The following is a 22,682-nucleotide window of genomic DNA, read 5'->3' as shown; positions in this document are numbered from 1 at the left end:
GACCCTTGGAAAGCCCGATGCCACATAGTCCGCATGTGCGGACGCTACGCCCTGACGGCGACCCCCAAGGATATTTCGGAGTTCTTCAGCCTGGCGGATCTCGACGATTTCCCGGCGCGCTACAATATCGCCCCGACCCAGCCGATCCTCGTCGTCATGTCCTCTGAAAAGCGCGAGCCGGGCAGCAACCTACCGGAGCGCCGCGCCTTCCTGGCCCGCTGGGGGCTGATTCCCGGATGGGTGAAGGACATGAAGGAGTTTCCGCTGCTGATCAACGCGCGCTCCGAGACGGCGATCGGCAAAGCCTCCTTCCGCGCCGCCATGCGCCACCGCCGTATCCTCATTCCCGCCACCGGCTTTTACGAATGGCGCCGCCCACCGAAGGAAAGCGGCGTCAAGCCGCAAGCCTACTGGATCCGTCCGAAGCGCGGCGGCGTCATCGCCTTTGCCGGCCTGATGGAGACCTGGTCCTCGGCGGACGGTTCCGAAGTCGATACCGCCGCGATCATGACGACGGCGGCCAACGGCGGCATCCGGCACATCCACGACCGCATGCCGGTCGTCATCGAGCCGGAGGACTTTTCCCGCTGGCTCGACTGCAAGACGCAGGAACCGCGCGAGGTGGCCGACCTGATGCGGCCGGTGCAGGAGGATTTCTTCGAGGCGCTGCCGGTCTCCGACCTGGTCAACAAGGTCGCCAATATGGGGCCCGACCTGCAGAAACCGGTCGCCGTTGCCCAGCCGGAAGAGGAGCCGCCGAAGAAGCCGAAACCCGATTCGACCCAGATGTCGCTTTTCTGACCCCTCGGCTTTCTTCCTTTAAACGGACAATTCCATGAACCTGCTTTCCGCCGGCCTTTCCGGCCTCGCACTCGGTGCCTCGCTGATCATTGCCATCGGCGCCCAGAACGCCTTCATCCTACGCCAGGGGCTGATCCGTGCCCATGTCTTCATCCTCTGCCTGATCTGTGCCCTGTCGGATGCGACGCTGATCGCCGCCGGCGTCGGCGGGCTCGGCACGGTCGTCTCGCAATCCCCGGTGCTGATCTCGGTGGTGACGCTGGGCGGCGCGGTGTTTCTCGGGGTCTACGCCTTCATGGCCTTCCGCCGGGCGGTCAAGCCGGCTGCGATGGTGGCGGGTGCGCCGGAACCGATGGGGCTGAAGGCGGCGGTTCTGACCTGCCTTGCCTTCACCTTTCTCAATCCGCATGTCTATCTGGATACGGTCGTGCTGCTCGGCAGCTTGTCAGCGGCCTTCGAAGGGGCGGAACGGCTGGCCTATGGCGCCGGTGCGGCGATTGCCTCGTTTGTCTGGTTCTTCGGGCTCGGTTACGGCGCGCGGTTTCTGGCGCCGCTTTTTGCCAGACCCGCCGCCTGGCGGGTGCTGGATGTCGTCATCGGCATCGTCATGGGCCTTCTCGCGCTGGGGCTTCTCTGGAGCTTTCTCAGCGGTGAATGAAGCCGGTCAGCCGACTGATCAGCCTGCAGGAGTAAGCTTCGGCTTGCGGTTCAGCATCAGGGCGGCGGCAACCACGGCCTTCAAGCCCAGCGGACGGTAGGGCGTCGTCATTTCCGGTTTGGATTCAATCTTCTTTTCGGTGCTCATGGCTGTCTCCTCAACACGCGAATCTCTTGTTTGCATTTTGCGATCGCGGCTTTTCCCATAAAAGCGGGCGGAATCGTGGCCGACAAGCCGGTACCGCCGCCAGGCATTCGTAGAACTGTCATCTTGCGGGAAACTGTTGCGCGGAAGTTGCAACTTACCAAGTGCGCCTGCCCTCAGACGTTCGCACTGTCATCCTCGATTGTAATCGTGCCGTAGCGCCGGTGCCAGGCGCGGGCGCTGAACGGCAGGACGAGGAGATAACCGACGACGGTAATCGACAGCACTTCCCAGGTATAGCTCATCAGCAGCGCCACATAGAGCACCACGCCGAGCATGATCGGCAGCATCATGTCGCGGCGGATCCGGCTCGACTTGCCGGACCAGACGGGCAGGCGGGACACCAGCAGGTAGCCGATCAGTACCGTATAGGCGACGCTGGCATAAACGAAGACCGGCGTGGCCTCGAGCCCGAGGAAGCCGAGATAGACCGGCAGCAGCACCAGCATGGCGCCCATCGGCGCCGGCACGCCGACGAAGAACTCCGATTGCCAGTCGGCCTTGATGTTGCGGTCTTCCATCACGTTGAAACGGGCAAGCCTAAGGCCGGCGGCAATCGCATAGAGCAGGGCGGCGATCCAGCCCATCGAATGCGCCTGGTCGAGCAGGAAGGCGTAGGAGACCAGCGCCGGCGCGACGCCGAAATTGATGATGTCGGCCAGCGAATCCATCTGCACGCCGAATTTCGACGTGGCCTTCAGGAGCCGTGCCACGCGTCCGTCGATGCCGTCCAGAAAGGCGGCCAGCAGCACCATGGCGACCGCAAGTTCGTAACGTCCCTCGAAGGCGAGCCTTATCCCGGTCAGGCCCGCGCAGATGGCAAGCACGGTGATGAGGTTCGGCACCAGCAGCCGGAGCGGGATTTCGCGCAGGCGAGGCCCGCGGGCCTCATCGTTGGGGCGATGTGGTTCCCGGTGAAGCTCATTCGGGGAAGAGGGGGGCGAGGGCGGTGAAGCTGGCGTCTCCATGAGGCTTGGCCTTCCCTTACGTGCGGCGGCTGATGGTCGGCCCCTTGGTCGAGCCGAATTCCGCAAGCACGGTTTCGCCGCCGATGGCGAGCTGGCCGACCGAAACTCGCGCCTGGCCGCCCGCCGGCACGAAGACGTCGAGCCGCGAGCCGAAGCGGATCAGGCCGAATCGTTCGCCGGCATTGACCGGTTCGCTCGGCTTCACCCAGCAGACGATGCGCCGCGCCACCAGGCCGGCGATCTGCACAACGCCGACCTTGCCGTGGCGGGTTTCGATGACGAGGCCGTTGCGCTCGTTGTCTTCGGAGGCCTTGTCGAGTTCGGCATTGACGAACTGGCCGGGACGATACTCGATGCGCGACACCTGGCCACGCACCGGCGAGCGGTTGATGTGGCAGTCGAACACGTTCATGAACACCGAGATGCGCAGCATAGGCTCCGAGCCGAGCTGCAGCTCGGTGGGCGGCACGACCATGGCGACATGGCTGATGCGGCCGTCGGCCGGGCTGAGGACGAGATCGTCATCCTGCGGCACCGCCCGTTCCGGATCGCGGAAGAAATAGGCGCACCACAGGGTCAGCACCAGGCCGATCCAGAACAGCGGTTCGGCGATATAGCCGAGCACCAGCGAGGCGATGAAGAACGCGGCGACGAAGATGTAACCTTCCTTGTGGATCGGCACGAGCGTGTTGCGGATGGTGTCGAAGAGGTTGATCAACGTTTTCTCCCGTATGGTCAGGGTCATCTGACTACAGCGAAACCGTTTTTGCGGCAATGCGGTTCCGTTGGGATGAACCCGCCACGCGGACACGCTGCACAAAAATGCCGCCGTTACCCCCGTGTGGCCTGCAGATACGCGGCATATTCGCTCGGCGGGCAGCCCACGCGCTGACTGAAGGCGGTGCTGAAGGCGCTGGCCGACCGGTAACCGACGGTCTCGGCCACCTCCTCCAGCGTATTGCCGCCGCGCAGCAGCACGTCCTTTGCCAGCGCCATGCGCCAGCCGAGCAGATATTCGACCGGCGCGACCCCGACCGCCTCGGAAAAACGCCGCGCGAAGACGGAGCGGGACATGCCGACACGCCTTGCCAGTTCCCCGACCGTCCAGCCGCGGGCGACATCGGCATGGATATGCCCGAGCGCCTCAGCGAGCTGCGGATCGGCAAGGCCGCCGAGCAGGCCGGCATGCGGCGACCAGGCGGCCTCGCGTCGCAAGGTCTCGATCAGCATGACTTCGATCAGGCGGCAGAGCACCGCATCGCGTCCGGGCCGGCTTTCGGCCGCTTCCTCCAGGATGATCGACACAAGCGCCCGCAATCGCGTGGCCGTCCGCTCGATAGCCGGCACATGCACGAGTCGCGGCAAAAGCCCGATCAGCAGGTCGGCATTGGCCGGATCGCACTGGATAAGGCCGCCGAGGACCCTGGTGACCGGTCCCGGTCCTTCGCCACCCACTCGTATTTCGCCATCCACCATGTGGCGGGCCTTGAAGGCGTCGTCAGACAGTTCCGTCCGTCCATCCGCCTCGCTGAGGAAGGAGTCCGAGAACGGTTTTGCCGAGAGGATATAGTCTCCCTCCCGCAGCGAGACAGGCCCGGTATCGTCCGTCCTGAACCAGCAGGTGCCCTCGGTGACGAAGTAGAAGGTCGGCCCCGGCTGTTCCGGCACGCGCACGCCCCATCGCCCCGTGGCCGACATGCTGCCGAGCAGGACGGTAGCGGGGCGAAGCAGCCTGATGACATCGGCAAGGGCATCCATCGGGACGATCCATAATGAATATCGGAGTTTCCATTATAGAGTGATCTGGCAGTTGCGTCTATTGAAGGCGCCTCGACCCATTGGAGACAGACCCATGACCAAGACCATTCTCATCACCGGCTGCTCATCGGGCCTTGGCAAGATGACCGCCCGCCATTTCGCCTCCAAGGGCTGGAACGTCGTCGCGACGATGCGCAGGCCGGAGCCGGAACTCGCCGATCAATATCCCGCCCGCATTCTGGTTGCCGCCCTCGACGTCGCCGATCCGACGAGCATCGAGGCCGCCATCCAGGCTGGCATCGACCGCTTCGGCGGCCTTGACGCGGTCGTCAACAATGCAGGCATCACCATGGTCTCGATCTTCGAGGCGACCCCGGCCGATGCTGTCCGCCACATCTTCGAAACCAATGTCTTCGGCATGATGAACGTCATCAGGGCGGCCGTGCCGCATCTGCGCCGGCGTGGCGGCGGTTCGGTCGTCAATGTCGGTTCTGGCGTCGGCATCGCGGCCATGCCGCTGCTGTCGCTCTACACCGCCTCCAAGCAGGCCGTCGAAGGCCTTTCCGAATCGCTTTCCTACGAACTGTCCTCGCAGAACATCTCGGTGCGGCTGATCCAGCCCGGCGCGATGCGCAGCACCAATTTCACCGCCACCGGCATGGCCGCCTCGCAGGCAGCACCGGTGCCGGAAAGCTACAAGCACTATTTCGATCACATGCTGCAGTCGATGATCAACTATCCCTTCGCCTCGACGGAGGAGCAGTCGGTGGTCGAGGCGATCTACGCCGCCGCCATCGACCCGACGGACCGTCTGCGCTACCAGGTCGGCCCGGATGTGGAGGAATATGCCCGCCTGCGCTGGTCGACCTCGGAAGTCGAATATCGCGCCGGCATGCAGCGGTTGACCGGGCATAGCGCCTGGCAGGCAAAGGAGGAATGATCGCAGACGAAAAGGACCGGCGCGAGCCGGCCCCTCGTCATCGTGACTGGCGACATGTCACCGCCACCCCAGCCCCGGCGCGACGTGCTTCAATATGCTCTCGAGCACATGCGCGTTGTATTCAACGCCGAGCTGGTTCGGCACCGTCAGGAGCAGCGTATCGGCCTCGGCGATCGCCTCGTCGGCTTTCAGCTGGTCGATCAGCCTGTCCGGCTCGGCGGCATAGGAGCGGCCGAAGATCGCCTGGGTCTGCGGATCGATATTGCCGATCTGGTCCTGGCTTTCGGCGCTGCCGCCGAAATAGGCGCGGTCCGTGTCGTTCATCAGCGCGAAGATGCTGCGGCTGACGGAGACGCGCGGTTCATGGGCGTGGCCGGCTTCCTTCCAGGCCTCCCGGTAGATGCGGATCTGCTCGGCCTGCTGGATGTGGAACGGCTTGCCGCTCTCGTCGGTCTTCAGCGTCGAACTCTGCAGGTGCATGCCGAGCTTGGCGGCCCAGACGGCGGTTGCGTTGGAGCTTGAACCCCACCAGATGCGGTCGCGCAGGCCCGCCGAGTGCGGCTCCAGGCGCAGCATGCCGGGCGGGTTCGGAAACATCGGCCGCGGATTGGGCTTGGCGAAACCTTCGCCGCGCAAAACGTCGAAGAACACTTCCGCATGACGCCGGCCCATATCTGCATCGGTCTCGCCTTCCGCCGGCTGGTAACCGAAATAGCGGAACCCGTCGGTCACCTGTTCCGGCGAACCGCGGCTGATGCCGAGCTGCAGACGTCCGCCGGAAATCAGGTCGGCAGCGCCGGCGTCTTCGACCATGTAGAGCGGGTTTTCATAACGCATGTCGATGACGGCGGTACCGATCTCGATCTTCTTGGTGCGGGCGCCGACGGCCGAAAGCAGCGGGAAGGGCGAGGCGAGCTGCCGCGCGAAATGGTGGACGCGGAAATAGGCGCCGTCGGCGCCGAGTTCTTCGGCCGCCACAGCGAGATCAATGGATTGCAGGAGGACATCGGATGCCGACCGCGCCTGCGACTGCGGCGAGGGGGTCCAGTGCCCGAAGGAAAGAAAGCCGATCTTTTTCATGACGTTGCCATCCGGTTTTCGTGTGTCTGAAGTTGCACCTTAGATGGCACGCAAACCGGCCGATTGACAGCGGCCGTCTTGTGAACAGTGCGTGTTCTTATCGCGCTGCCTGAGGATCGACCCAGCCCATCCAGGTGGTGAAGGCGAGCAATGGCGAGCCGAAGAAGATCAGCACCAGCATATAGGCGATGGCAATGCTGCCGAGGACGAGCATGCGGGGAGTGAGGTATCTCTTCACGTCAAACCTTGTCCTGTCTGTTTCATTCCGCTGCCGGAACACCGCGCATGACGACACCGAGGTCGTCCTCCTCGCGCACCTTGCGCAGCTGTTCTTCGGCCTGCACAGCCTCGCGCTGGCGGTTCCACATCGAGGCGTAGAGACCGTTCTGTTCGAGCAACGCATTGTGTGTGCCGCGTTCGGCGATCTGCCCGTCGCGCAGCACGATGATCTCGTCGGCGCCGATCACGGTCGAAAGCCGGTGGGCGATCACCAGCGTCGTGCGGTTCCTGGAGACCACGTCGAGCGCCGACTGGATCTCGTGTTCGGTCGTGGTGTCGAGCGCCGAGGTCGCCTCGTCGAGGATCAGGATCGGCGGGGCCTTGAGGACGGTGCGGGCGATTGCCACGCGCTGCTTTTCGCCGCCCGAAAGCTTCAGGCCCCGCTCGCCGACCTTGGTGCCGAAACCGTCCGGCAGGGCGCTGATGAAATGGCCGATCTGCGCCACATCGGCGGCGGCAAGCACCTCTTCCTCGCTGGCAGAAGGCCTGCCATAGCGGATGTTGTAGGCGATCGTATCGTTGAACAGCACCGTATCCTGCGGCACCATGCCGATCGCCGCACGCAGCGAATGCTGCGTCAGGTCGCGCACGTCCTGCCCGTCGATGGTGATCGAGCCGTCCTGGACGTCGTAGAACCGGTAGAGCAGGCGGGAAATCGTCGACTTGCCGGCGCCGGAAGGACCGACGATCGCCACCGTCTTGCCGGCCGGCACGTCGAAGGAAACGCCCTTCAGGATCGGCCGGGCCGGATCATAGGAAAAATGCACGTCCTTGAAGGCGATCGACCCTTGGCCGATATCGAGCGGCCTGGCATCCGGCCGGTCGACGACCTCGGGCTGCACTTCGAGCAGTTCGAACATCTGCTCGATATCGGTCAGCCCCTGGCGGATTTCGCGGTAGACGAAGCCGATGAAGTTGAGCGGCACGGAAAGCTGCAAGAGCAGCGCGTTGACGAACACGAAATCGCCGATCGTCTGCTCGCCGCGCTGCACGGCAAGCGCCGACATCACCATCATGACCGTCGTGCCGAGGCCGAAGATGACGCCCTGGCCGAAGTTGAGCCAGCCGAGCGAGGTCCACACGTCGGTCGCGGCCTTTTCATAGCGCGCCATGGACGCGTCGAAGCGCTTGGCCTCCATCTCCTCGTTGCCGAAATATTTGACCGTCTCGAAATTGAGGAGCGAATCGATCGCCTTGGTATTGGCATCGGTGTCGCTGTCGTTCATCGAGCGGCGGATGGAGATACGCCAGTCGCTGGCCTTGACCGTGAACCAGATATAGAGCGCCACCGTGACGGCGGTGACGAGAACGTACCAGAAGCCGTAGCTGACCCAGAAGATCACCGCCGTCAGCAGGAATTCGAGCAACGTCGGCACGGTGTTGAGGATGGTGAACCGGACGATCGTTTCGATGCCCTTGGTGCCGCGCTCGATGATCCGCGACAGGCCTCCGGTCTTGCGTTCCAGGTGAAAGCGCAAGGAGAGCTGGTGCATGTGCACGAAGGTGCGGTAGGCGAGCTGGCGCACCGCATATTGCCCGACCGAGGCGAACAGCGCGTCGCGCAGCTGGTTCAAGCCCACCTGCAGGATGCGGGTGAAATTGAGCGCGATGACCAGGACCACGGCACCGAGGAGGAAGGCCGGCAGGATGCCTGCCATGTCCAGCTTGCCGTTCAGCGCATCCGTCGCCCACTTGAAGAAATAGGGCACCGTCAAGAGCACGAACTTGGCGAGGAAGAGATAGAAGGTCGCCCAGATGACCCGGGCCTTCAGATCGGCGCGCCCTTCCGGCCACATATAGGGCCACAGGTTGACGAGCGTGCCGAGCGGATTGCTGGCATCCGCCGAAATGGTCTTCTTGTTATTCGCCATCAATGTCTCCGGAGCGGGCGCGTCTAAACGCCTCCCGCACATAAGGTCCGGGGAAGAATGTTGCAATGACGGTTTCGTGAAACTTCAGGACCGGCCGGGCGATGCGAGGCGAAGGCGGGATGTCTCCGGCCACTGCCGGTCGCGATCACTTGGTATCGGTGGACGAGGCAGTGACGGTTCCGGCTGCCGGCTTGGTGGTCGCCGCCGACGCGGCCCAGGAAATGTAGTAATAGGCCTCGCCGACCATGCCGAAATAGGAGCTCGCGCCGGTCGCCTTCTCGATATAGCTGCCGTCGGCGTTGCGCACGAACTTGCCGCTTTCGTCCCGCGTCAGGCGGTCCTTCAGGAACTGTGTCCAGTCGGATTTGTCGACAGAGGTGACGCCGGCCGAAGTCTGTTTGCCGTCGGTAATGTCCCAGGCGGTGATCTGGTCGCCGGCGACCGCGTCGGTCATCTTCAGCGTGCCGGCCTCCAGTGCCTTCTGCATTGCCTCGGCCATCGCCTTGCTGGCGGGGCTAGCCTTCAGTGCGTCCAGCTTCTCCTGGAGCGCCTTCATGAACGCCTTGCTGGACATGTCGCCGACCGATCCGTCGTCGTCGGCATCCGGGGCATTGCCATTTAGGGTCTGTTGCAGCGAGGCGATCAGCGCCGCGATCTTGTCGTCCTCATAGTCGTCGCCACCGCCGCTGGAAAACAGCATGTCGGCAAGCGACGAGGAGGACGAACCGGACGCCGAGTTGCCGGGCGTCCTGTTTTCGGAGACATCCTTGAATGCATTGAGGGCCGTCTGAGAGGACCAAATCCGAATGGAATTAATGCTGGAAACCATTTTCTTCTCCTGTCCGCGCGGCATGGATCAGAGTCGGAGATAATATGCGAGCACGCCGCCTGACCACCGCGGTATTCCTCCGAACCTGCGCGAAGCTGGCCGAACCGGAGCCGGCGCGGCAATGGCCGCCCAAGGGTCCTTTGGGCAGGGGAATTGATATGGCAGCGGTGGTTGGGCTGGATGCGTTTTTCACGGGACGGGGAAATCGTCCCGGTTTCTTGGCAGGGGAGATGCTCACGAAGAGTCTTCCGCACCGCCGACGCGGCGCGGCTGGATTCCTGTGACGAGCACAGGAATGAGGGTGGTTGGGAAGCTGCGGCAGTCCCAAGCGACGTCCCGAATAGGCCGGGGAGGGATATTGGTACCCCAGCCCCTTACGACCGGCGCTGGATCATCCGCTGGCGATGGAGTTCTTCCGCGTCCGGCAGGGCCTCGCCCGGCACGCCGAAAATCTGGCCGGGCTGGATGACGTCGGGGTTGCGGATCTGGTCCTCGTTGGCGAGGTAGATCGTCGTGTAGCGCACACCCTGGCCGTAGACGCGGCGGGAGATTTGCCAGAGCGTGTCGCCGCGGCGGATGATCACCGAGTTGCGTTCGCTCTGGGTCAGCGGCTCCTGATGGATGGTGCGGGTGCCGCTGGCGTCGGTAACCGTCATCGGGGCGGCTGTGGTGGCCGGAATGCCGTGCAGTTCGCGGGCGATGACCGGGCCGACGGCGCGGGCGATCATTTCGCCGATCCGCTTCAGGCCGGCGCCGACGCTTGCGACATCCTTGGGAAGCGCGTCGAGCGCGGCACCTGCCGCGGACGCGTTCTGGACGGTGGTTTCGGCAAGCACCCGGGCGGAGGCGGCCGCCTCGGCCGGCAGGCGGTATTCGGAGAGCGATTTCAGGGCGATCGAGGTGGCGGAGCGGGCGGCGGCCATCTGTTCCGCGGAGGGTACGCGGCCGTTGTCGTAAAGCCCGCGCAGCAGGTTGAAGGCGCGTACCGTCTCGTTACGCAGCTTGTCGAAGGCACCGCTGTCGGCCGCCGACATGCCGTTATTGGCGGCCTGCGGCGCCGCGACGGCCGCGACCTGATCGCCGGCCGGGCGGTTGAAGGGCACTTCGACCCGTACCAGAGGCTGGCCGCCGGCCCCGAGCACCTCGACGCCGATCCGGTGGTCGCCGACTGCGAGGTCGATCGCCCCTTCGATCACGAAACTGCCGTCCTGGCCCGCCTGGGCGGTGCCGATCGGCCGGCCATCGGCCTGGCCGCGCAGCAAGGTGCCGGCCTTCGTGTTGCCGGCGACGAAGATCTTGTTGCCCTCGATTTCGACAGCCGTGATGCGCAGTTCAGGTGCAGCGGATGTCGCCGTCGGAGAGGCGGGCGTCGAGACCGGTATGCTTGGCGCGGAAGAGGCGAGATTGGAGGAGCCGGACGGCGGTGCCGGCAGGGCGGTAACGGAGGGAGTGGCAGACGGCGCGGCCGAGGGGGCGGCAAGCGCGGGGCTGGTGGGGGCCGGATTGCCAGCGGGCGAAGTGGCCGCGGCCTGGGCGGCCGGCTGCGCGGCACTCGCGCCAGGGAGAGTTGCGGCGTCCGGGGTCGGCGTGGCGATCAGGCGGCTTGCCTTGCCGGGCTTGGTGACCATGGCGAGCAGCTTGCCGTTCTTGTCGGCGGGCACCGAGACGGTCGCCGTTTCTTCCGACACGGTGGTCTTGCCGTCCTTGCCGATCGCCTTGAGCACGAGCTGGTGGTCGCCGGGCGGCAGCGGTTTTTCGAGGATGGCGGCAAAATCGCCGCTCGGGCCGACATCGACCTTGGCGACGATCGCGGCGCCATCGGTGACCTCAAGCTTGGAATTGGGGGCGGCGCGGCCGGCGATCACGGTCGAACCGTCCGGCTCGACGCGCAGCACGTCGAAGGAGGGCGGTGTCATCGCCGCGGTCGTCTGGCCTGCTGCGGAAGACGCGGCGGGCTCACCCGTCTGCGGCGCCGTGGCAGCGGCCTGGTCGGCCGGCTTTGCGGCATCGGGCGCCCTGGCCGTCGGCTGCGGTTCCGTCACCGCGTCCTTGACGGCATTGCCTGCGGCATTGATCGCGTCGCCGATCGGCTTGGAATCCTTGTTTATCGCAGGCATCACCAGGAACACCATCAGCAGCGATGCGATAGCCAATACGATCAGAGCCAGCCAGCCGGCGCGGTTTTTCATCATCAATGCCTCTCCCGACAGCTATGGCCGTCGCATATCCGGATTAACCTTTTCCTCCCGCCTTCACAAGCTTTTCACACGATAAACCCTTGCTCTTCCGGGCATTTCCCGTCAATTTTGACGACCGGGGCTTGGTTTGGCCCTCCCTTTGAAATGCCTTACGGAGAAAACTGTGCCGATTCGATCCATCTGCGTTTACTGCGGCTCGCAGCCGGGACGCGATCCCGCCTATATTGCAGCCGGCCGTGCGCTCGGAAAATCCATCGCCGCCCATGGGCTTCGGCTTGTCTATGGCGGAGGCACCAAGGGCATCATGGGTGCGGTCGCGGCCGGCGTTCTGTCGAACGGTGGTCAGGTCACCGGCATCATTCCCGAATTCCTGGTCGATATGGAGGCCACGCGCCATTCGCTCGGCCAGCTCAACGAGCTGATTGTGACCGAGGACATGCATGCGCGCAAGCACAAGATGTTCGAGCGCGCTGACGCTTTCGTGACCCTGCCGGGCGGCATCGGCACGCTGGAGGAGATCGTCGAGATCATGACCTGGGCGCAGCTCGGACGGCATGAGAAGCCGATGGTGTTCGCCAATATCGGCGGCTTCTGGGATCCGATGCTGGACCTCATCACCCATATGCGCGAGCAGGGTTTTATCCACCGCGCGCATCTCGTCCAGCCGCTGGTCATCGCCGATGTCGAGGAGATCGTCCCGGCGATCCTCGAACAGGGCGAGGACCGCCCGCCGTCCGGTGGCGAAGACGCGGTGATTTCAAGGCTTTGAGAGCAGGCGCTTAACTTCTAGTCGACGATGAAGAGCCGGGCTCCGGCCGATGTCGACGAGCGGTGAGGCTCGGCATCATCCGCCACCTGATAACTCATGCCGGGCTTCAGCACGAAGACCCGGCCGTCGGCGAGTTCCGTCGTCAGCTCGCCTTCGAGGCAGAGCAGGATATGGCCTTTGACGCACCAGTGGTCGGCGAGATAGCCCGGGGTATATTCGACCATCCGCACCCTGATCCCGCCGAAATGGCATGTCTGCCAGGTCGCCAGTCCCGTATCGCCCTTATGCTCGGTCTTCGGCACGGCGCTCCAGTCGGTGGTGCCGAAGGGTATATCGCTGATTTTCATGGGAATGCTCCGGGAAAGGCCTATCGGCCGCGGGCTTGTTTCAGAAGAGACCAGGTATAGATCGCCAGCGCCGTCCAGATCAGCACAAAGGCGCCGAGCTTGACGGGGCTGAGCGGCTCGTGGAAGGCGAAGACCGCGATCAGGAAGATCATCGTCGGCGCGATATACTGCATGATGCCGATGGTCGAGAGCTTCAGGAGTTTTGCACCGTTGGCGTAGATCATCAGCGGCCCGGCGGTGACGACCCCGGCGATCACCAGGATGAATGTGTCCCAGCCGGTCGAATTGAGGAGATGACCCTGGCCGGTCGATTCCAGCCAGATCACATAGGGGAGGCAGGGAATGCTGATCAGAAGCACTTCCAGGAAGAAACCCTGGTTCGGACCGATCGGCAGGGTTTTCCGGAAGAGCGCATAGAAACCCCAGGTGACGGTAAGCGCCAGCGAAACCCACGGCAATCCGCCCGCATCATAGGTGAGGATCGCCACAGCCACCACCACGAGGCCGATCGCCGCGAGCTGAACCGGCGCCAGCCGCTCCTTCAGCAGGACGGCCGCGAGAAAGATGCTGAACAGCGGATTGATGAAATAACCGAGCGCCGCATCGAGCGCCCGGCCGGCGGCGACCGCCCACACATAGATGCCCCAGTTCGCCATGATGATCAGGGCGGTGAGGCATGCCATCGCCAGCATGCGCGGGTTCTGCACCGCCACCTTGAGATCGCCGGTGCGGCGCAGGATCAACAGAACGATCCCGGCGACCGGCACCGACCAGATCGCCCGGTGCGCCAGCACTTCGAGCGAAGGAATATGGGCAACCGCCTTCAGATAAAACGGCAGGAAACCCCAGAGGAAATAGGCCGTCAGCCCGAAGGCGAAGCCGCGCGGCGTATCTTCGTTCTTCACTATCGTCGCCGGAGCGGTATCGGTGGCCATGCAGGTGTTTCCGGTATGTTGTTTTTGTTATCCTCCGTTTAAACGAATGGGTTGAGCCGGACCAATTCATTTCATTGAAGGACCGATCGTTTGTCGCGATTCCGTCGGCCTGGTTTGCGATAGTGGTTGCCGGTCAGAACGGAGGAATTGGATGGATTTCGAAAGCCAGCCGTTGCACCGGCAGATCTATGCCCGCCAGATCCTGGCCAAGGCTGGCGTTGGGGCCAACCACCGGCTGCTTGCCGCTTTCGCCACGGTGCCGCGCGAACAGTTCGTCGGCCCGCCGCCCTGGGTCTATAACGACTTCCGCAATTACCGCGAGCTCGCCTCCACCGATCCGCTGGTGCTCTACCAGGATGTGCTGGTCGGGCTGGACACGGCGCGCGGCGTCAACAACGGCATGCCTTCGCTGCATGCGGGAGGCCTCCACGCGCTCGGCATCCGCGACGGCGAGACGGTCGCCCATCTCGGCGCCGGGACAGGATATTACACGGCGATCATCGCCGAGTTGGTCGGGCCGTCGGGGCGGGTGATCGCCGTCGAATACGACGAGGCGCTCGCGGAAAAGGCGCGGCAGAACCTGGCGGGTTACGCCAATGTCGAACTCGTCCGCGGCGACGCGACCGAATGGCCGAATGAGGATGCGGATGTGATCTACGCCAATTTCGCCCTCGACCACCCGCCGCCTGCCTGGATCGACAATCTGGCCGTCTCGGGGCGGGCGCTCTTCCCGCTCGGCTACCCGGCGCTCGAGAACGGCCGGCGAGGCGGCTTTACCGGCCGGGCAGGCTTCCTGATGATCGACCGGCGGGCAAAGGGCTTCGGCGCCAAATTCCTGCAGCCGGTCTCCTTCGTCTGGGCGGAAGGCCAGCAGCCACCTCCGCCCGGCCGCCACGAGGGGTTGGCGGAAGCCTTCCGCTTGCGCCGCGGCTATCAGGTTCGCAGCCTGCGCTGGCATCGGCCGCCGCAAGAGGGCGAGTGGTACGGCGAGGAGGATTGGGGGCTGTCGTTCGAGGAGGTGGGAGGGGAGTAGTCCGTTCTGTCTCAAGACGAAATGTATGGCCAGCAGGCGCCAGTCGCGAATATCGCAATGGGTTGAAAATTCCGCATCCCTGGGCTTGATTGTTTTAGGGCAACTGTCCTAAAGAAAATTAGGACAGTTGCCCTAATCGTACAAGGCCGTTGCTTTGCACGCGGGCAACAGTGAATAGGGTTGCCACATTGAAGGGCATGGACACACGGAATCAGATCGCCAGCGCTGCTGATCGCCTCTTTTACGAGCGCGGGTACGACGTCACGTCATTTGCCGATATTGCCGAATGCGTGGGCTTGTCGCGCGGCAATTTTTACTACCATTTCAAGACGAAGGATGAAATTCTGAGCGCGGTGATCGCCCTTCGTATCGCCAATACGCGGAGGATGCTGGACGCATGGGAGGCTGAAAGCGAGACGCCTGCCGAGCGCATCCGAAGCTTTATCAATATCCTCATCGTCAACCGAACGAAGATCATGGCGTATGGCTGCCCGGTCGGATCGCTCTGCAACGAACTCGCCAAACTCGATCATGTTGCCAAAACAGACGCCGCCGCGCTTTTCACCCTGTTCCAGGAGTGGCTCGCTCGCCAGTTCTGCGCTCTCGGCAGGGAAACCGATGCCGATGCGCTCTCCCTCCATCTCCTGATGCGAAGCCAAGGTGTATCGACGCTTGCTACGGCGTTCCGCGACGAAACCTTCATCCGCCGCGAAGTGGACGCCATGCACACGTGGTTGGAGGCGCATATTTCCGAGCGGTCGCCTCCCGCTCAATCCGTTTCATCACAAACCGTCTGAAGGAAGGCCGATGTTCATCGTCACTCTCAAGTTTGCCGACAAGGCAAAGGCACCGCAACTCATGGAAGGACACAACGCCTGGATCAGAAAGGGCTTTGATGACGGTGTTTTCCTGCTGGTCGGCAGCCTCCAACCGAATGCAGGCGGAACCGTGTTGGTCCACAACACCACACGCGCGGATCTCGAAATACGCGTGACGGACGATCCTTTCGTTGCCGAAGGCGTTGTCAGCGCTGAAATTCAGGAAATCGTGCCTGGCCGAGTCGATGACCGGCTTGCATTCCTGAAGGCCTGAACGCCCCGGTCGCCATCATCTCGGATGCGTCGTCGATTGTCTCCGACCCGAATCTCTGATCAATCACGCGAAACGAAAGTCGGCGGAGGCGGATGTCATGGCGGAGCAGAACCAGGTCGAGGTTTCCGGGCGGCAGATCGGCCGCGCGGACGTGCTTGGCTTGACGACCGCCGGAAGCGTGGTGGTCCTGGACGGCTGCATTCTGGAAGAGGCGGACCTGTCGGGGCTCGATCTTCAGCGCTGGGAATTCAGGAACTGCAGGATGACGAATGTCAATCTGCGGGCCGCGGATCTCGAAGGGGCCAAGTTCGAGGGATGCCGGGGACCGTTCGCCAATTTTTCAGGTGCGAACCTCGCGGAGGCGGAATTCCGGAACTGCGACTTCAACAACGCCGCCTTCCTGGAAGCCAAAATGAACGACACCCGGTTCGTCGGCTGCAAGCTGACGGGCGCCAATCTGACGCGGATTGCCTCGCTCGGCCTGTCCTTCAAGGAGACCATCCTGGCGCAGGCGAGGCTTCCCGCACTGTCGTTCCGGAGATCCCGGATCGAGCGGGTCGATTTCGGCATGGCCGATCTGTCGAAATGCGATTTTCGCGACGTCGTGTTCGACGGCTGCAGCCTGCGCGACACGGGGCTCGTCGATGCGAGGTTCGAAGGGGCCGATCTGCGTGGCGCGGACCTCGGCGGGCTGAAGCTGATCGACGCCAGGAAGTTCAAGGGTGCCACGATCTCGCGGCAGCAGGCCGGAGATATCCTGGCGGAACTGGGACTGAAGGTCCAATAGCCGGGTGCGGCATCCTCAGTCTCCGGTTCTTCCAGTCGCCTTACAGGTGAGAAGGGTTAGACGGCCACCCGTCGTGCTTCCTTGTCGGCCGACTTGCGGTCTGCGCCGTGCTTTTCGATGATAGCCTTCGCATCCTCAACCGAAATGCGATGCTTCTTGGCAAAGGGGATGGGCTGGTAAGCCTGGTCCGGGGTGTTTGTTTTTTTATCAGACATGGACGTCTCCGATCTCGATGCTCCGACAGGATGCCGAAGCCTCTTGGATGAATGAAATAGTGAGGGAGTTGGTTGTCAGGCGCTGCTGCGTCATTACCGCGAGCGGCCGCCTCAATATGCCGTCTATATGGTACGAAAGCCCCTGAAATACAATGGCCCGGATCGGGGCCACGGGATTCGGGGCCGCCTGCTACCTTCTGCGAGGACGGTATTCGCGCGCGAAACCTTCAGTATTTCTTCTTGCGGACGATCTTGTTGCCCTTTGGACCGCTCAGCACCGGCGTTCTGTCGCGGTTTTCCGCAAGCAGGCTGCGCCAGCGTTCCAGGCGGTCGGCGGCAAGTTCGCCGCTGGCGACGGCTGCCTGCACGGCGCAGCCCGGTTCGTGGGCGTGCGTGCAATCGCGAAACCGGCAATTCGGCGCCAGATCGGTGATTTCGGCAAACAGCGTATCGATGCCGTCGGTGACGTCGCTGACATAGAGCGTCCGAATACCCGGCGTATCGATCACCCAGCCGCCGCCGGCAATCGCATGCAGCGAGCGTGCCGTCGTGGTGTGACGGCCCTTTGCATCACGTTCGCGAATGCTTCCGGTCTTCTGCATCGTGTCGGACTGAGGTCCGGCGAGCGTATTGACCAGCGTCGACTTTCCGACGCCGGAGGAGCCGACCAGGGCGACGGTCTGCCCGACACCGCACCAGGGTTTCAGCAAAGAAACCGCATCGTCGGACCGCGCATTCAGGACGATCACCGGCAGATCGCGCTGCAGCGCCCTGGCCTGCTGCTCGAAGGGGCCGGCGTCTTCGACCGTGTCGGCCTTGGTCAGCACGATCACCGGGTTGGTGCCTGCCTGGTTGGCCATGATCAGGTAGCGTTCCAGCCGTCCCGGGTTGAAATCCGCATTGCACGAGGTGACGATGAAAAGCGTATCGACATTAGCCGCGGCAAGCTGCTGGCCGTGCCCGCCTTCGGCACGCCGTTGAAACACGGTTTTCCGGTCGAGCCGGCGCACGAGCATGCCCGTCAGCGGATCGGCGAGAACCCAGTCGCCCACCGCAAACTCCGCAGTATTGCTATTGAGCGGAAGCTCGATCCCGACCGGCCCCCCTGCATCGATCGCATCGACGCGCGCCCGGTGAACCGAGGCAATCCGCCGGGGCAGCAGTTCCGCTTCGCCCGGCTCGACCTGAGCTGCAAAGAAATCGGACCAGCCAAGCCGTTCAAGCGATGAGGGCGGGTTGGATCCGGTCAAGGTGTGGTTCGAAAATTCAGGGACGCCGTCATGGGCAGGCTTTCCGCAGGTTGAGATCGCGTTCTCTCGGGGAAGAGCCGCAGATCGGGTGCAAAGGGGCCGGTTCCTGGTTCGACCAAAACTCTGCCCATTCGTCGTGACATCGGAGCATTAAACCAGCATGCCGCCGAAGTCGAGGAAACGATCGACCCGCAGCGTTTACAAGCCTCACTCCGCCGCGATCTTGCCCGCCAGCTGCCGGTTCTTCATCAGCTTGTAGATGACCGAATCCATCAGCGCCTGGAATGACGCGTCGATGATGTTCTCCGAGACGCCGACTGTCCACCAGCGCACGCCGGTGCTGTCGATCGATTCGATCAGAACGCGGGTGATCGCCTCGGTGCCGCCGTTGAGGATACGCACCTTGAAGTCGGCGAGCACCAGGTCATCGATCTCGTGCTGGTATTTGCCGAAGTCCTTGCGCAGCGCCCGGTCTAGCGCGTTGACCGGGCCGTCGCCCTCGGCGACCGACATCAGCGTCTGGCCGTCGACGACCAGTGTGACCACCGCCTCGGAGACGATCTTGATGCGGCCATGCGAATCGAACCGGCGCTCGACCATCACCCGGAAACCCTCCACCGAGAAGAATTCCGGAATGGTGCCGAGCGTGCGGCGGGCGAGCAGTTCGAAGCTCGCATCCGCTCCCTCATAGGCATAACCGGTCGCCTCGCGTTCCTTGACGATCGAGATCAGCTGGTCGAGCTTCGGGTCGTCCTTGCCGACCTCGATGCCGCGGCGCTTCAGCGCGTTGATGAAGTTCGACTTGCCGCCCTGGTCGGACACCATCACCTTGCGCAGGTTGCCGACGCTTTCCGGCGTCACGTGTTCGTAGGTGCGCGGGTCTTTCAGAAGCGCCGAGGCGTGGATGCCGGCCTTGGTGGCGAAGGCCGACGCCCCGACGTAAGGCGCCTGGTGGTTCGGCGAGCGGTTGAGCAGTTCGTCGAAGGCGTGGCTGAGGCGGGTGAGCCCGGTCAGCCGCTCCGCGTCGATCGCCGTCTCGAACCGGCTGCAGTAAGCGTCCTTCAAGGCAAGCGTCGCGATGATCGTGACGAGGTTGGCATTGCCGCAGCGCTCGCCGATACCGTTCAGCGTCCCCTGGATCTGCCGACAGCCCGCCTCGATCGCGGCGAGCGAATTGGCGACCGCCTGGCCGGTATCGTCATGGGCATGAATGCCGAGCGAGGTGCCGGGAATGCCGGACGCGATCACCGCCTCGACGATGGCGCGGATCTCGCCCGGCTGGGTGCCACCATTGGTGTCGCAGAGCACCACCCAGCGCGCACCCGCTTCATAGGCCGTCCTGGCGCAGGCAAGGGCATATTCGGGATTGGCCTTGTAGCCGTCGAAGAAATGCTCGCAATCGACCAGCGCTTCCTTTCCCGCGCCGCGAGCCGCCTCGACGCTGTCGCGGATCGATTCCAGGTTCTCCTCGTTCGAACAGCCGAGCGCGACCCGCACGTGATAATCCCAGCTTTTCGCGACGAAACAGGTCGCGTCGCCTTTTGCCTGCAGCAGCACGGCCAGGCCCGGATCGTTCGAGGCGGACATGCCGGCCCGCTTGGTCATGCCGAAGGCGACAAATTTCGATTTCACCGTGCGCTTCTGGGAGAAGAAGGCGGTGTCAGTGGGGTTGGCGCCGGGATAACCGCCCTCGACATAGTCGAGGCCGAATTCGTCCAAAAGGTTGGAGATGGCGATCTTGTCCTCGACGGAAAAATCGACGCCGGGGGTTTGTTGCCCGTCGCGCAGCGTGGTGTCGAAGAGATAGATGCGTTCGCGTGTCATGGGTGCTCCTCCTGGAGCGGTGTTTCTAATTCTCGGCCCGTCATCCTCGGGCTTGACCCGAGGACCCAAGGCCAAGCTCACGGGTTTAATGGAGGCGACCCGCCGACCGAAGAGATGGAGCCTCGGGTCAAGCCCGAGGATGACGGAAGTAGGGTTTTAGACCTTCCCCGCAAACCGGTCCGTCGCGCGGATCAGCTGGTCGGTGATGCCGGGTTCCGAGACCGCATGCCCCGCGCCTTCGATGATGTGGAAATCCGCGTCCGTCCAGACTTTCGAAAGCTGCCAGGCATATCTCAGCGGGCAGGGCATGTCGTAACGGCCGTGCACGATGACGCCCGGAATGCCCTTGAGCTTGGTGGCATCGCGCAGAAGCTGCCCGTCTTCCAGCCAGCCGGCATTCATGAAGAAGTGGTTTTCGATGCGCGAGAACGCGAGCGCGAAATGGTCGTCGTCGTGGTCCGACGCCAGTTCGGGGCTCGGCAGAAGCGTGATGGTCGAGCCTTCCCAGACGCTCCAGGCCTTGGCGCAGCGAATCTGTTCGGCCTTGTCGGTGCCGGTGAGGCGGCGGTGATAGGCGGCCATCATCTCGTGGCGCTCGGCTTCGGGAATAGGGGCGATGAAGGCTTCCCACTTGTCCGGGAACATTTCCGACACGCCGAACTGGTAGTACCAGTCGAGCTCAGGCCTGGTCAGCGTATAGATGCCGCGCACCAGAAGTTCGCTCACCCGTTCGGGATGGGTTTCCGCATAGGCGAGCGCCAGGGTCGAGCCCCAGGAACCGCCGAAGACCTGCCATTTGTCGACGCCGACCATTTCGCGCAGCCGCTCGATATCGGAGACCAGATGCCAGGTCGTGTTGGCCTCGAGGCTTGCATGCGGGGTGGAGCGACCGCAGCCGCGCTGGTCGAACAGCAGCACGTCGTAGAGATCAGGATCGAACAGCCGGCGCTGGTTCGGGTTGCAGCCGCCGCCGGGGCCGCCATGCAGGAACACGGCCGGCTTGGCGCCCGGCTTGCCGACCCGCTCCCAGTAGATCACATGGCCGTCGCCGACATCGAGCGTTCCGGTCTGATAGGGCTCGATTTCGGGATACAGCGTGCGCAGAACTTCGGTCACAGATGCAGCCCTTTCGCCGGCCAGTTTTCGGTGTCGTGATCGGGATGCTGGAAGGAGATGATCTGCTCCTGCTGAACGGCGTCCTCGCCGCTGTCGCGGACCGGCTGGTCGAAGATCGTCGTCACCCACGGGATATGCGAGGCGTAGTTCACCTGGATCTTCGGGGCGAGGTCGCTGCGGTCGTCGAAGGCGCCGATCGCCAGTTCCAGCCCGCCGGGATAACGATAGGTGAGCGGCGTGCCGCAATCCGCGCAGAAACCGCGGTCGATATTGACCGAGGACTGGAAATATTTGGGCTCGCCGCGGGTCCATTCGACGCCGTCCTTCGGCGCAGAGACCAGCGGCCCGAAAAAGCCGCCGAAGGCCTTCTGGCACATGCGGCAATGGCAGATCGAGGCGCGGCCGAGTTCTCCGTGGATCCGGAAGCGCACGGCGCCGCACTGGCAGCCGCCTGTTCTAAGGGTTTCGCTCATCGCTTGTTCTCCGGTGGCTGGTTTTCTGGGTGCTCGTTCTCTGGAGGCCAGATTTCGGTGTCGTGGTCGGGATGCTGGTAGGAGACGATATCGGCCAGGAAGGGGGCGGTGTCGATATCGTCCATCGTGTGGCGCGCCGGCAATTCGGAAAGCCGGTCGACGAAGGGAAGCTTGCCCTCGACGCCGAACTGCACGACCGGCGGCAGCAGGGCCGGGTCGTCGAAGCTGCCGGCGGAGATCGCGATCCCGTCCGCCGCCTCGTAGGTCATTGGCGTCCCGCAATTCCCGCAGAAACCGCGTCGGACATGGTTCGACGACTGGAAATACTTCAGTTCGCCGCGCGTCCAGGTAAGCTTCGCCTCGCCGGTCGCCACCAGCGGCGCGTAATAGGCGCCGAAGGCCTTCTGGCACATGCGGCAATGGCAGACCGAGGAATCGAACGGCTCGCCTTCAAGCCGGAAGCGGATCGCGCCGCACTGGCAGCCGCCGGTTCGGATGGCATCGCTCATGAATGACCCTCCGCGTGTCGATTGCTTGGAGGCCAGACCTCGGTGTCGTGGTCCGGGTGCTGGTTGCTGCTGGCCGAGACAGTCTTTTCCTGTTCCTCGGTCATGTCCATGGCGATATCGTGCTGCAGGCGGTCGAGCTCGCCGAACCAGAACATCTTGTGGGCAAGATTGGTCTGCAGTTCCGGCTTGACCGATTGCGGATCGTCGAGCGAACCGAGCGTGATGCTCATATGATCGCTCGACCCGTCGTAAAACAGCGGCGTGCCGCATTTTTCGCAGAAGCCGCGCCGCACGGTTTCCGACGACTGGAACCAGGCGGGCTCACCGCGCGTCAGCGAAAAATTCTCGTACATCACCCCGCCGAGCGGCATGAAATAATTCCCCGCCGCCTTTTGGCACATGCGGCAATGGCACAGATGCGGAAACCCGAGCTCCCCCTCCGCGCGGTATCTCACAGCGCCGCACTGGCAGCCGCCGGTGTGGATCTGGGTCATCTTCAAGCCTCCCCGACGGTTTTCAGGACATGGAGACAGGCGGCGGCGCAGGGTGCCGCACCCCCCTCTGTCCTGCCGGACATCTCCCCCTCAAGGGGGGAGATCGGATGGTAGCGATGCCTCGCGCTCAATCCAAGCGTGAGTTTGCCGTGGCGGTGTGAAGTATCCTCGAGATTGCGGCGCCCGCGGCGATCGATGGCCGGGGAGGTGGATGCGGCTTGCCGATCTCCCCCCTTGAGGGGGAGATGCCCG

The 22,682-nt window shown here is 63.6% G+C and carries 26 protein-coding genes; 8 read left to right on the top strand and 18 right to left on the bottom strand.

What is annotated here, in order from left to right:
• Positions 1-33: 33 nt before the first annotated feature.
• Positions 34-801: an SOS response-associated peptidase gene (locus ABCW43_RS04995; protein WP_345922364.1), complete on the top strand. Its 768-nt coding sequence runs from the start codon at positions 34-36 to the stop codon at positions 799-801.
• 40 nt (positions 802-841) lie between these two features.
• Positions 842-1,459 carry a LysE/ArgO family amino acid transporter gene (locus ABCW43_RS04990; protein WP_345923350.1) on the top strand — a complete coding sequence of 206 codons (618 nt, stop codon included), beginning with the start codon at positions 842-844 and terminating at the stop codon, positions 1,457-1,459.
• Positions 1,460-1,477: 18 nt separating this feature from the next.
• Here ABCW43_RS04990 and ABCW43_RS04985 read toward each other — a convergent pair whose 3' ends face one another.
• The 4 genes from ABCW43_RS04985 to ABCW43_RS04970 all read right to left on the bottom strand — a co-directional run bounded on the left by ABCW43_RS04985 (position 1,478) and on the right by ABCW43_RS04970 (position 4,389).
• Positions 1,478-1,606, bottom strand: a complete 129-nt coding sequence (locus tag ABCW43_RS04985; RefSeq protein WP_255759033.1) for a hypothetical protein — start codon at positions 1,604-1,606, stop codon at positions 1,478-1,480.
• Positions 1,607-1,779: 173 nt separating this feature from the next.
• Positions 1,780-2,631 (bottom strand): CDP-diacylglycerol--serine O-phosphatidyltransferase, encoded by an 852-nt coding sequence (gene pssA / locus ABCW43_RS04980; RefSeq protein WP_345922363.1) that lies wholly within the window; start codon positions 2,629-2,631, stop codon positions 1,780-1,782.
• Between the two features lie 16 nt (positions 2,632-2,647).
• On the bottom strand, positions 2,648-3,346 hold the full coding sequence (locus ABCW43_RS04975) for a phosphatidylserine decarboxylase (protein WP_345923348.1): 699 nt from the start codon (positions 3,344-3,346) through the stop codon (positions 2,648-2,650).
• A gap of 116 nt (positions 3,347-3,462) precedes the next feature.
• On the bottom strand, positions 3,463-4,389 hold the full coding sequence (locus ABCW43_RS04970) for an AraC family transcriptional regulator (protein WP_345922362.1): 927 nt from the start codon (positions 4,387-4,389) through the stop codon (positions 3,463-3,465).
• Positions 4,390-4,483: 94 nt separating this feature from the next.
• Here ABCW43_RS04970 and ABCW43_RS04965 point away from each other — a divergent pair, with 94 nt between their 5' ends.
• The gene (locus ABCW43_RS04965; protein WP_345922361.1) at positions 4,484-5,329 is read left to right on the top strand and encodes an SDR family oxidoreductase; all 846 of its coding nucleotides are present in this window, start codon (positions 4,484-4,486) and stop codon (positions 5,327-5,329) included.
• Between the two features lie 57 nt (positions 5,330-5,386).
• Here ABCW43_RS04965 and ABCW43_RS04960 read toward each other — a convergent pair whose 3' ends face one another.
• The 5 genes from ABCW43_RS04960 to ABCW43_RS04940 all read right to left on the bottom strand — a co-directional run bounded on the left by ABCW43_RS04960 (position 5,387) and on the right by ABCW43_RS04940 (position 11,580).
• Entirely contained in the window at positions 5,387-6,409 is a 1,023-nt protein-coding gene (locus tag ABCW43_RS04960; RefSeq protein ID WP_345922360.1) for an LLM class flavin-dependent oxidoreductase, read from the bottom strand.
• A gap of 97 nt (positions 6,410-6,506) precedes the next feature.
• A complete protein-coding gene (locus ABCW43_RS04955) occupies positions 6,507-6,647 on the bottom strand; it encodes a hypothetical protein (RefSeq protein WP_210011265.1) in 141 nt (46 codons plus the stop codon).
• Positions 6,648-6,669: 22 nt separating this feature from the next.
• A complete protein-coding gene (locus ABCW43_RS04950) occupies positions 6,670-8,559 on the bottom strand; it encodes an ABCB family ABC transporter ATP-binding protein/permease (protein ID WP_345922359.1) in 1,890 nt (629 codons plus the stop codon).
• A gap of 145 nt (positions 8,560-8,704) precedes the next feature.
• Positions 8,705-9,388: a hypothetical protein gene (locus ABCW43_RS04945; protein ID WP_345922358.1), complete on the bottom strand. Its 684-nt coding sequence runs from the start codon at positions 9,386-9,388 to the stop codon at positions 8,705-8,707.
• 374 nt (positions 9,389-9,762) lie between these two features.
• Positions 9,763-11,580, bottom strand: coding sequence for a LysM peptidoglycan-binding domain-containing protein (locus tag ABCW43_RS04940; protein WP_345922357.1), 1,818 nt, complete (start codon positions 11,578-11,580; stop codon positions 9,763-9,765).
• A 145-nt stretch (positions 11,581-11,725) separates the two neighbouring features.
• Between ABCW43_RS04940 and ABCW43_RS04935 the strand changes: the two genes are divergently transcribed.
• A complete protein-coding gene (locus ABCW43_RS04935) occupies positions 11,726-12,355 on the top strand; it encodes an LOG family protein (RefSeq protein ID WP_345923346.1) in 630 nt (209 codons plus the stop codon).
• A gap of 17 nt (positions 12,356-12,372) precedes the next feature.
• Here the strand turns inward: ABCW43_RS04935 and ABCW43_RS04930 are convergent, their stop codons facing one another.
• Positions 12,373-12,702, bottom strand: coding sequence for a DHCW motif cupin fold protein (locus tag ABCW43_RS04930; RefSeq protein ID WP_345922356.1), 330 nt, complete (start codon positions 12,700-12,702; stop codon positions 12,373-12,375).
• A 20-nt stretch (positions 12,703-12,722) separates the two neighbouring features.
• Positions 12,723-13,637 (bottom strand): EamA family transporter RarD, encoded by a 915-nt coding sequence (gene rarD / locus ABCW43_RS04925; RefSeq protein ID WP_345922355.1) that lies wholly within the window; start codon positions 13,635-13,637, stop codon positions 12,723-12,725.
• Between the two features lie 151 nt (positions 13,638-13,788).
• Here rarD and ABCW43_RS04920 point away from each other — a divergent pair, with 151 nt between their 5' ends.
• The 4 genes from ABCW43_RS04920 (at position 13,789) to ABCW43_RS04905 (ending at position 16,549) form a co-directional block, all read left to right on the top strand.
• Positions 13,789-14,670, top strand: coding sequence for a protein-L-isoaspartate O-methyltransferase family protein (locus ABCW43_RS04920; RefSeq protein ID WP_345922354.1), 882 nt, complete (start codon positions 13,789-13,791; stop codon positions 14,668-14,670).
• Positions 14,671-14,867: 197 nt separating this feature from the next.
• Positions 14,868-15,467 (top strand): TetR/AcrR family transcriptional regulator, encoded by a 600-nt coding sequence (locus ABCW43_RS04915; protein WP_345923344.1) that lies wholly within the window; start codon positions 14,868-14,870, stop codon positions 15,465-15,467.
• Positions 15,468-15,477: 10 nt separating this feature from the next.
• Positions 15,478-15,762 (top strand): YciI family protein, encoded by a 285-nt coding sequence (locus ABCW43_RS04910; RefSeq protein WP_345922353.1) that lies wholly within the window; start codon positions 15,478-15,480, stop codon positions 15,760-15,762.
• A 97-nt stretch (positions 15,763-15,859) separates the two neighbouring features.
• Positions 15,860-16,549, top strand: a complete 690-nt coding sequence (locus tag ABCW43_RS04905; RefSeq protein ID WP_345922352.1) for a pentapeptide repeat-containing protein — start codon at positions 15,860-15,862, stop codon at positions 16,547-16,549.
• Between the two features lie 56 nt (positions 16,550-16,605).
• Here the strand turns inward: ABCW43_RS04905 and ABCW43_RS04900 are convergent, their stop codons facing one another.
• The 7 genes from ABCW43_RS04900 to ABCW43_RS04870 form a co-directional block, all read right to left on the bottom strand.
• Positions 16,606-16,764: a hypothetical protein gene (locus ABCW43_RS04900; protein WP_345922351.1), complete on the bottom strand. Its 159-nt coding sequence runs from the start codon at positions 16,762-16,764 to the stop codon at positions 16,606-16,608.
• 227 nt (positions 16,765-16,991) lie between these two features.
• On the bottom strand, positions 16,992-18,014 hold the full coding sequence (gene rsgA / locus ABCW43_RS04895) for a ribosome small subunit-dependent GTPase A (protein ID WP_345922350.1): 1,023 nt from the start codon (positions 18,012-18,014) through the stop codon (positions 16,992-16,994).
• 207 nt (positions 18,015-18,221) lie between these two features.
• Positions 18,222-19,838, bottom strand: coding sequence for a citramalate synthase (cimA, locus tag ABCW43_RS04890; protein ID WP_345922349.1), 1,617 nt, complete (start codon positions 19,836-19,838; stop codon positions 18,222-18,224).
• A 156-nt stretch (positions 19,839-19,994) separates the two neighbouring features.
• Positions 19,995-20,954: a prolyl aminopeptidase gene (gene pip, locus ABCW43_RS04885; protein WP_345922348.1), complete on the bottom strand. Its 960-nt coding sequence runs from the start codon at positions 20,952-20,954 to the stop codon at positions 19,995-19,997.
• Complete coding sequence (locus ABCW43_RS04880) at positions 20,951-21,427, bottom strand: GFA family protein (protein ID WP_345922347.1); 477 nt, start codon at positions 21,425-21,427, stop codon at positions 20,951-20,953. Before ABCW43_RS04880 ends, pip begins: the two co-directional genes overlap by 4 nt.
• Positions 21,424-21,936, bottom strand: coding sequence for a GFA family protein (locus tag ABCW43_RS04875; RefSeq protein ID WP_345922346.1), 513 nt, complete (start codon positions 21,934-21,936; stop codon positions 21,424-21,426). Before ABCW43_RS04875 ends, ABCW43_RS04880 begins: the two co-directional genes overlap by 4 nt.
• On the bottom strand, positions 21,933-22,430 hold the full coding sequence (locus ABCW43_RS04870; RefSeq protein ID WP_345922345.1) for a GFA family protein: 498 nt from the start codon (positions 22,428-22,430) through the stop codon (positions 21,933-21,935). Before ABCW43_RS04870 ends, ABCW43_RS04875 begins: the two co-directional genes overlap by 4 nt.
• Positions 22,431-22,682 lie beyond the last annotated feature (252 nt).

The organism is Neorhizobium tunisiense (assembly GCF_039631515.1).
Classification (GTDB): Bacteria; Pseudomonadota; Alphaproteobacteria; order Rhizobiales; family Rhizobiaceae; genus Neorhizobium.
The sequence above is the reverse complement of the archived record's forward strand: the minus strand, read 5'-3'. Positions and strand labels throughout refer to the sequence as shown.

Bases quoted from the DNA above. Each gene is read 5' to 3' on its own strand.
- ABCW43_RS04905 (WP_345922352.1), top strand. From the start codon at position 15,860: ATGGCGGAGCAGAACCAGGTCGAGGTTTCCGGGCGGCAGATCGGCCGC.
- ABCW43_RS04940 (WP_345922357.1), bottom strand. From the start codon at position 11,580: ATGATGAAAAACCGCGCCGGCTGGCTGGCTCTGATCGTATTGGCTATC.
- ABCW43_RS04965 (WP_345922361.1), top strand. From the start codon at position 4,484: ATGACCAAGACCATTCTCATCACCGGCTGCTCATCGGGCCTTGGCAAG.
- ABCW43_RS04870 (WP_345922345.1), bottom strand. From the start codon at position 22,430: ATGACCCAGATCCACACCGGCGGCTGCCAGTGCGGCGCTGTGAGATAC.
- ABCW43_RS04960 (WP_345922360.1), bottom strand. From the start codon at position 6,409: ATGAAAAAGATCGGCTTTCTTTCCTTCGGGCACTGGACCCCCTCGCCG.
- ABCW43_RS04930 (WP_345922356.1), bottom strand. From the start codon at position 12,702: ATGAAAATCAGCGATATACCCTTCGGCACCACCGACTGGAGCGCCGTG.
- rarD (WP_345922355.1), bottom strand. From the start codon at position 13,637: ATGGCCACCGATACCGCTCCGGCGACGATAGTGAAGAACGAAGATACG.
- ABCW43_RS04910 (WP_345922353.1), top strand. From the start codon at position 15,478: ATGTTCATCGTCACTCTCAAGTTTGCCGACAAGGCAAAGGCACCGCAA.
- ABCW43_RS04920 (WP_345922354.1), top strand. From the start codon at position 13,789: ATGGATTTCGAAAGCCAGCCGTTGCACCGGCAGATCTATGCCCGCCAG.
- ABCW43_RS04875 (WP_345922346.1), bottom strand. From the start codon at position 21,936: ATGAGCGATGCCATCCGAACCGGCGGCTGCCAGTGCGGCGCGATCCGC.
- ABCW43_RS04970 (WP_345922362.1), bottom strand. From the start codon at position 4,389: ATGGATGCCCTTGCCGATGTCATCAGGCTGCTTCGCCCCGCTACCGTC.
- ABCW43_RS04880 (WP_345922347.1), bottom strand. From the start codon at position 21,427: ATGAGCGAAACCCTTAGAACAGGCGGCTGCCAGTGCGGCGCCGTGCGC.
- cimA (WP_345922349.1), bottom strand. From the start codon at position 19,838: ATGACACGCGAACGCATCTATCTCTTCGACACCACGCTGCGCGACGGG.
- ABCW43_RS04900 (WP_345922351.1), bottom strand. From the start codon at position 16,764: ATGTCTGATAAAAAAACAAACACCCCGGACCAGGCTTACCAGCCCATC.
- ABCW43_RS04985 (WP_255759033.1), bottom strand. From the start codon at position 1,606: ATGAGCACCGAAAAGAAGATTGAATCCAAACCGGAAATGACGACGCCC.
- ABCW43_RS04945 (WP_345922358.1), bottom strand. From the start codon at position 9,388: ATGGTTTCCAGCATTAATTCCATTCGGATTTGGTCCTCTCAGACGGCC.
- ABCW43_RS04915 (WP_345923344.1), top strand. From the start codon at position 14,868: ATGGACACACGGAATCAGATCGCCAGCGCTGCTGATCGCCTCTTTTAC.
- ABCW43_RS04950 (WP_345922359.1), bottom strand. From the start codon at position 8,559: ATGGCGAATAACAAGAAGACCATTTCGGCGGATGCCAGCAATCCGCTC.
- pssA (WP_345922363.1), bottom strand. From the start codon at position 2,631: ATGGAGACGCCAGCTTCACCGCCCTCGCCCCCCTCTTCCCCGAATGAG.
- ABCW43_RS04995 (WP_345922364.1), top strand. From the start codon at position 34: ATGTGCGGACGCTACGCCCTGACGGCGACCCCCAAGGATATTTCGGAG.